Consider the following 7,144-nt stretch of genomic DNA (forward strand, 5'->3'; position numbering starts at 1 on the left):
CGGGTCGAGTGGGACCTCACCCGCGGCTCCTACGACGAGCTCCTCGCTCGAGGCCGACCACCCAGCCGGGCCGAACCAGCGTGACCCCGCCCCACACCCCGCCGAGCACCGGCGGGGTCACAGCCCTGTCCGAGGGGCGAACCCGCTCCCTCTGTGGGCAGGACCCTGGCGCCGGCGTGGCCGTCACCCGTGGTACTGGTCGCTCTGGCCGGGCATCCGGTGCGCCTCCGGCGGCCGCGGCGAGTCGGTGAGGCGGTCGTAGTCGGCCCTGCTGCCCGGCGCCCTCCGGCGCCGGTCGACGAACAGTGCAATCGCCACGACCACCGCGACGCCGGCCAGGATCGGCAGGACACCCTCGAGAATTCCCATCACCACACGCCTTTCGTCCGAACACCGTTCGGAGCCCTCTGGCCTGAGCGTATGCGGTCCGGTCCCTCACGGGGGCTGGCGCGGCGAAGGTTCTCAGACGCCTCGCAGGTCGAGGCTGATCTCCGCGGGAGCGCCGTCGACGAGGACGACGGGGATGCCCCAGTCCTGCTGGTACAGGTGGCAAGCGGCGTGCTCCGGCACCTCCCCGGTATCCGGGTCGCCGTCGCACGCGGCGGCCTGCACCGACACGTGGAGCACGCCGTCGCCGACCGAAGGGTCCAGCACCAGGTCGCGCTGGAGGCCCTCGGCGCTGCCTCCGCCCTCGGCCAGGAGGGCCCCCGGCGTGGCCGAGACCATGAGCCGGGTCGGGTCGCCCCAGCGGTGGTCGAGCTTCTGCCCGGTCGGAGGCGTGAAGTTCACGCGCAGGCTGACCGTGCCGGCAGCGACCTCCTGGCGCGGGCGCTGGGTCTGGCGGGCCAGGCCGTCGACGCGCTGGGCCTTCTCCGGCAGGGGGATCCGCACGAGCTGGTGCGCCGCCGACTCGACCACCACGAGCCGCGTGTTCTCTCCGTCCTGCTCCACGACGGCGTCGCTCGGTTCGCGCAGCCCGGTGGCGAGCGTCGAGACTTCCCGGGCGACCGGGTCGAACCGCCGGATCGCGCCGTTGTAGGTGTCGCTGACCGCGACCGAGCCGTCAGGCAGGACCGTCACGCCCAGCGGATGCTGGAGGAGGGCCTGGTCCGCCGTGCCGTCGCGGTGGCCGAAGTCGAAGAGGCCTTGTCCCACATGGGTTTCGACGACGAACCCGTCGTCGGTGAGGTCGAGCGAGCGCAGGGCCGATGTCTCGGAGTCGGCCACCCAGAGGCGGCGGCCGTCCGCCGAGACGGCCAGGCCTGACGGCTGGGCGAACCACGCCTCGTCGGCCGCGCCGTCTCGGATGCCCTCGGCCGACGTGCCGCCGAGGACGGCGACGGTGTTGTCGGCCGGGTCCGTGGCCAGGTGCAGGGCCCACAGCTGGTGGGTGCCCGCCATCGCGACGACGACGCGGTCGATGAACCACGCGACGTCCCACGGGGTGGAGAGGTCCTGGCGCAGTGCGGGCCCGCTCCCGGAGCGTTCCCGCAGCTGCCGGCCGGTGCCTGCCAGGGTGACCCACGCGCCGTCGGCAAGACGCAGGCCCTTGACCTGGTGGTTGACGGAGTCGGCAACGACCACGTCGTAGCCGACTCGCGCAGCGGTCTCGGCCGGGAGGACCAGGACGCCCTGCGGCTCGTTGAGCACGCCGGCGCCGCCGAAGCGAGCGCGCTCGGTCACCAGGTCGGTCTCGAGGTGGACCACCTCGTGGTGGGCGGTGTCGGACACCACGAACGAGCCGTCCGGCAGGACGGCGCCCTTCCCCGGGAAGCGGAGCGTGGTCTCGGGAGGCGGCGGCGCGGCATACGGCGAGTCGCCCTGGCGCAGCGTGCCCTGGGCCGAGTGCTCGGCGATGAGCTCCTCGATGAGGACCGACAGCCCGTGTGCGTGACCTTCCCCGGACAACGACGCGACGATGTAGCCCTCGGGGTCGATGACCACGAGGGTCGGCCAGGCGCGCGCCGTGTAGGCCTGCCAGGTCGCGAGGCCGGGGTCGTCGAGGACGGGATGGTGCACGGCATACCGCTCCACGGCGGCGGCGAGGGCGTCGGCGTCTGCCTCGTGCTCGAACTTCGGCGAGTGGACGCCGATGAGCACGAGGGAGTCGGCGTACTTCTCCTCCAGCGGCCGCAGCTCGTCGAGCACGTGCAGGCAGTTGACGCAGCAGAACGTCCAGAAGTCGAGGACGACGATGCGCCCACGCAGGTCCGCCAGGGAGAGCTGTTCGCCACCGGTGTTCAGCCAGCCCCGGCCGGTGAGCTCGGGGGCGCGCAGGCGTGTCGCGGTGCGGGGGGTGCTCGTCGGGGTCGTCACGAGGGTGCCAACACAGGCCTGCGCGCTGCTCTTCCCGTCATGCCCGGCGCCACTGTCGGAGGGCGTTCCTACAGTGGAAAGGAGCGCACGGGATCCCGGCAGCGCACGGGATCCGGCACTGTGACGACGGGAGGCACGGCCATGGTCACGAAGACCTACCCCGACGGGGTCACGTCATGGATCGACACCGAGCAGCCGGACCTCGCGTCCGCGCAGCAGTTCTACGGCGGGCTGTTCGGGTGGACCTTCGTCGAGTCGGGTCCACCGGGGGGCCGGCGCTACCTCATCGCCCAGCTCGACGGGCAGGACGTCGCCGGGCTGTCGGGGCCGGCCGAGGCGGGGGTGTCGGGTCCGGCCGAGGCCGAGGGAGTGCACACCTCGTCGTGGAACACCTACGTCGCCGTGGCCGACGCCGACGCAGCAGCCGGGCGGGTCGAGGCGGCTGGAGGCCGCGTGCTGCAGCCTCCCTCCGACGCGGGCGAGGGCGCCCGGGCGGCCGTGTGCGCCGACGCTGCCGGCGTCGAGTTCCGCCTCTGGCAGGCGCGGCACCGGCCCGGCGCCCAGGCCGTGAACGTCCCCGGCAGCTGGAACTTCAGCGACCTGCACGCCGCCGAGCCGTCGACGTCCGCCGCGTTCTACAGCGAGGTCTTCGGCTGGGCGTACGACGACCTCGGCTTCGCGACGATGATCCGCCGCCCGGGGTACGCCGACCACCTCGAGGCCACGACCGACCCGGGGATCCGGGCGCGCCAGCAGGAGTTCCATGCCCCGCCGGGCTTCGAGGACGCCATCGGCTGGCTCGTGCCGGCGGGCGAGGGCGAGGAGCCGCACTGGCACGTGTCGTTCACGGTCGCGGACCGTGACGCGTCGGCGCGGGTCGCCGAGCAGCTCGGCGGCACCGTCCTCGCGCGCGAGGACACCAGGTGGACCAAGACGGCGCTCGTCCGGGACCCGCAGGGAGCGCGCTTCACCATCAGCCAGTTCGACCCCCAAGGGGTCTGACACCCCACCCTGCTGCGCGACCGATCAGAGGCGAAGCGCCGGCGCGCGTGCCCTTCGTCACGCGGACGGCACAGGCAGGTGGCGTGACCTGCTACAGGCGCCGGTCCGCGAGGACGGGGAACGCGCGGCGGTACTCCTCCACCGCCGCGAGGTCGACGTCGACGCTCAGCACCTGCTCGCCCGACCCGGCCATGGCGAGCGCCTCACCGGTGGGCAGGACGACCTGGGAGTGCCCACCCATCTCGGTCCCGGAGTGCGTGCCGGCGGTGTTGCAGGCGATGACGACGCACTGGTCCTCGACGGCGCGGGCGTGGGCCAACAGGGTCCAGTGCCGGACCCGGGCCATCGGCCACGCCGCCGGGATGATGAAGGCCGAAGCCCCGGCGTCCAGCTGGCGGCGGTAGAGCTCGGGGAAGCGGAGGTCGTAGCAGGTGGAGAGCCCCGCCCGCCCCTGACCGCCGGGCAGGTCCACGAGGACGATGTCCTCGCCCGCGTCCATGAGCTTGGGCTCCCCCGAGCCGAAGCCGAAGCGGTGGATCTTGCGGTACCTGGCGAGGAGCCCGCCGTCGGGGCCGAAGACGAGCGAGGTGTTCCACAGCCCCCGTCCCTCCGGGCCGGTCTCGCCGTCATCGGGCCGCTCGACGATCGACCCGGCGTGCAGCATCACGCCGGCCTCGCGCGCCGCCGTGGACATGGCCTGCGCGGTGGGCCCGTCGACGGGCTCCGCCCGCTCGTCCCAGTCACGGTAGGCAAACCCGCCCGGTGCCCACAGCTCCGGCAGCACCACCAGGTCGTGCCCGGCCTGCTGGCGCACCAGCGCCCCTACGCGCTCGACGCGCTCGACCATCGGCTCGTCGTCCCCGTACCCGACCTGCACCACCGCGACCCGCATGTCAGCCTCCCTGCCCTGGTGTGCCACGCCGCGCTCGCTGTGCCGTCCGGTCGGCGCGGATCCGTTCGGCCTGCTCGTGGGCGGCCCGGCGCTGGGCCAGCTGCGCGTTGTAGGCAGCGAGCTCGGCGTCCCCGTCTCGGTCGGCCTGACGGTCGCGACGCCGCGCCTCGACGCGGTCGGAGCGGACCCACTGCGCGGCGACCACCAGGGCCAGGGCGAGGGTGGGTGCCTCGCCGACGCCCCAGGCGATGGCCCCGGCGCGCTGCTGGTCGGCCAGCGGGTCCGGGACCCACGCGAGGTCGAGGCGGCCGAAGAAGTCGGGGGCGAGCAGGGTCGTGCCGCCGGTCATGATGACGCCGAAGAACGCGTGGAACGCCATCGTCGCGAAGAGGACGACGAGGAGCAGCAGGGGCGACCAGCGCTTGGGGCCGGGGTCGAGGCCGATGAGCACCCAGACGAAGAGGTACCCCGAGAACAGGAAGTGCACCATCATCGCGACGTGCCCGGTGTGGGTGGTCAGGGCCAGCTCGAACAGCGGTGAGTAGTAGAAGATCGCGAGGCTGAAGAAGAACAGCGCAGAGGCCACGACCGGGTTTGCGAGGGCCCCGAGGTAGCGAGAGTGCACGAGCTGGAGGATGACCTCCCGCGGCCCCCACGTCTTGTCGGGCCGGGACCGCAGGGCGCGCAGGGCCAGAGTCAGCGGTGCAGCCGGCACGAGCAGCAACGGCACCAACATCGCGACGGCCATGTGCATGACCATGTGGGCCGAGAACAGCACGCGCCCGTAGATGCCGGGGCCACCCTGCGTCGCGAAGAGGAACACGGCCCAGCCGAGCACCCACAGCACCACCCGGGCCAGGGGCCAGGCGTCGCCACGACGGCGCAGGCGCTGCCAGCCCGCGAGGTAGAGGCCGACCATCAGGACCGCGACGGCCAGCCACAGCCAGTCGACGCGCCAGGTGGTGAACCAGGCACTGGCGGTGAGAGGGGCGGGCGCGGGGTAGCCGGTGAAGACCTCAGCCGGGGTGGGCTCGGCGATCGGCGTGTCGGGGACGGGCGGGGCACTCCGGGCAAGGGCCACCGCCACCCCGACGGCCAGACCCATCAGGGCCAGCTCGGCCAGCACCAGCCGCCCGAAGTCACGCACGCCCGCGGCCTCGTTCAGCAGCCGCCCCGTCAAGGCCCGGCGGTGCCTCCACCCGGCATACCCCAGGCCCACGAGGGCCAGCACCTTGGCGACGACGAGCAGCCCGTAGGCCGTGGCCAGACCGTCGAGGCCACCGAGCCGCAGCCCGGCGTTGAGCACGCCGGACATCGCGACGGCGACGAAGGACCACAGCGCGATGGTGGAGTAGCGCTGCACGGTGGCGCCGAGGTCGGAGCCCAGCTGCGGACGCATCACCGCGAGCGCGAGCAGTCCCCCGAGCCACAGGGTCACCCCGACGAGGTGCACCGCCAGGGTGTTCACCGCGGTGTCGTGGTTGGCGGCGCCTGCCGCGTGGCCTGCGAGGGCGAGCGGCAGGACGGCGAACACCGACAATCCCGCGAGCCAGGCCATGGCGGACCGGGAGGAGGCCACGGCCGCACCCGCAGCGACCACCGCAGCCAGTCCGAGGCTGATGATTGCGACCCGGGTCACCTCCAGCTCCCACGCGAAGCTGACGAACTGGTCGAGGTAGCCCGGCGCCGAGAGCGGGACGCCGGCCAGCTGCGCGAAGGTGAGGAGCACGCCCACGAGACCGGCGAGAGCCCAGAGCGCGGCGGTGGCGCTGGCAAGACGGGTGGCCGACACGCGGCGGTTGGTCCGCGTCGTCTCGGGAGCCAGGAACGCGGCGAGAACCAGCAGGCCCACCGTCGCCGCGGCGGCAAGATCGTGGATGACCCGCGCCACCAGGGCGCCCCACCGGACCAGGGGCCCGGGGTCACCGAGCACGGGGGCAGCCGCAGCCCCGGTGACGAGCGCCCCCGCGAGGACCGCCACGACGGCGACCCCGGTCAGGACCAGACCGGGGCGGCCCGGGCGGGCACTCGTGCTGCTGGGAGAGGACATGGACACCAGCCTAAGTAGGGTGGGGCCATGCCCCTGCATCCGGCAGCCCCGGAAGACCTCCCAGGCCTCGTCGCAGCCTACGCGCAGACCGTGCGCGCGGTGATCGACCTGGGCCGTTCCTGCTCCGACTCCGACTTCCGCAAGGACACCGCGTGCCCGGGCTGGACCGTCAAGGACCAGATCGCCCACGTCGTCGGCGTGGAGCAGTGGCTGGCCGGTTCCGCGCTGCCCCGGGTGAAGGTCCCGGACTACGCCCACGTGCGCACCGACCTCGACCGGGTCACCGAGGCCATGATCGAGCTGCGCCGACCCATGATCGGCTCGAAGGTGGTCGACGAGCTCGACGGCGTGCTCGCCATGCGCATGCGCCAGCTCGGCGACCCGGAGCTCACCCTCGACACCGAGATCAAGGGACCTTTCGGACCCGGCCCGGCCGGCGAGGTGCTGCGGACCCGCATCGTGGACATCTGGACCCACGAGCAGGACATGCGTCACGCCCTCGGGCGCCCCGGTGACCTCGACGCGCCGGGCGCCGCCGTCTTCATGGACGTGCTGTTCGCCTCCCTGCCGAAGCTGGTGGCCAGGAACGCCGGGATCGAGCCCGGGAACGTCGTGATCTTCGATGTGACCGGGCCTGTCCTGGGGCGGGCCGGCGTGCGGGTCGAGGTCGGCGAGGGTGGCAAGCCGCTCGGCACCCCCCTCTTCACCGGGTCCGTCCACGAGCACCCCGAGGACGAGCAAATCACGAGCATCACGCTCTCCACTGACGCGATCGCCCGCCGCGCGGCGGGGCGGGGCGACCTCGAGGACATCCACTTCACGGTGCACGGAGACGAGTCCGTGGCCCGCCGCGTACTCAAGGGGCTCACCTTCACGCACTGAGC

Annotated in this window: 6 protein-coding genes; 2 read left to right on the forward strand and 4 right to left on the reverse strand. The window is 73.1% G+C overall.

Annotated features, from left to right (window positions below; genetic code table 11):
* Window positions 1–183 precede the first annotated feature (183 nt).
* Together VIB11_RS17570 and VIB11_RS17575 are read right to left on the reverse strand one after the other, a co-directional pair.
* Entirely contained in the window at window positions 184–369 is a 186-nt protein-coding gene (locus VIB11_RS17570; protein ID WP_332057362.1) for a hypothetical protein, read from the reverse strand.
* A 93-nt stretch (window positions 370–462) separates the two neighbouring features.
* A complete protein-coding gene (locus VIB11_RS17575) occupies window positions 463–2,316 on the reverse strand; it encodes an NHL domain-containing thioredoxin family protein (protein ID WP_332057363.1) in 1,854 nt (617 codons plus the stop codon).
* Window positions 2,317–2,457: 141 nt separating this feature from the next.
* Here VIB11_RS17575 and VIB11_RS17580 point away from each other — a divergent pair, with 141 nt between their 5' ends.
* Window positions 2,458–3,318: a VOC family protein gene (locus tag VIB11_RS17580; protein WP_332057364.1), complete on the forward strand. Its 861-nt coding sequence runs from the start codon at window positions 2,458–2,460 to the stop codon at window positions 3,316–3,318.
* 91 nt (window positions 3,319–3,409) lie between these two features.
* Here the strand turns inward: VIB11_RS17580 and VIB11_RS17585 are convergent, their stop codons facing one another.
* Both VIB11_RS17585 and VIB11_RS17590 read right to left on the reverse strand, forming a co-directional pair.
* The gene (locus VIB11_RS17585) at window positions 3,410–4,210 is read right to left on the reverse strand and encodes a carbon-nitrogen family hydrolase (RefSeq protein WP_332057365.1); all 801 of its coding nucleotides are present in this window, start codon (window positions 4,208–4,210) and stop codon (window positions 3,410–3,412) included.
* Between the two features lies 1 nt (window position 4,211).
* Complete coding sequence (locus tag VIB11_RS17590) at window positions 4,212–6,260, reverse strand: bifunctional copper resistance protein CopD/cytochrome c oxidase assembly protein (protein ID WP_332057366.1); 2,049 nt, start codon at window positions 6,258–6,260, stop codon at window positions 4,212–4,214.
* A 27-nt stretch (window positions 6,261–6,287) separates the two neighbouring features.
* Between VIB11_RS17590 and VIB11_RS17595 the strand changes: the two genes are divergently transcribed.
* Entirely contained in the window at window positions 6,288–7,142 is an 855-nt protein-coding gene (locus VIB11_RS17595; protein WP_332057367.1) for a maleylpyruvate isomerase family mycothiol-dependent enzyme, read from the forward strand.
* The last annotated feature ends 2 nt before the right edge of the window (window positions 7,143–7,144 follow it).

Source organism: Pedococcus sp. (assembly GCF_036554925.1).
Classification (GTDB): domain Bacteria; phylum Actinomycetota; class Actinomycetes; order Actinomycetales; family Dermatophilaceae; genus Pedococcus_A.

Excerpts from the sequence above, each read along its gene's own strand:
- VIB11_RS17595 (WP_332057367.1), top strand. The coding sequence starts at position 6,288 with ATGCCCCTGCATCCGGCAGCCCCGGAAGACCTCCCAGGCCTCGTCGCA.
- VIB11_RS17580 (WP_332057364.1), top strand. The coding sequence starts at position 2,458 with ATGGTCACGAAGACCTACCCCGACGGGGTCACGTCATGGATCGACACC.
- VIB11_RS17590 (WP_332057366.1), bottom strand. The coding sequence starts at position 6,260 with ATGTCCTCTCCCAGCAGCACGAGTGCCCGCCCGGGCCGCCCCGGTCTG.
- VIB11_RS17570 (WP_332057362.1), bottom strand. The coding sequence starts at position 369 with ATGGGAATTCTCGAGGGTGTCCTGCCGATCCTGGCCGGCGTCGCGGTG.
- VIB11_RS17585 (WP_332057365.1), bottom strand. The coding sequence starts at position 4,210 with ATGCGGGTCGCGGTGGTGCAGGTCGGGTACGGGGACGACGAGCCGATG.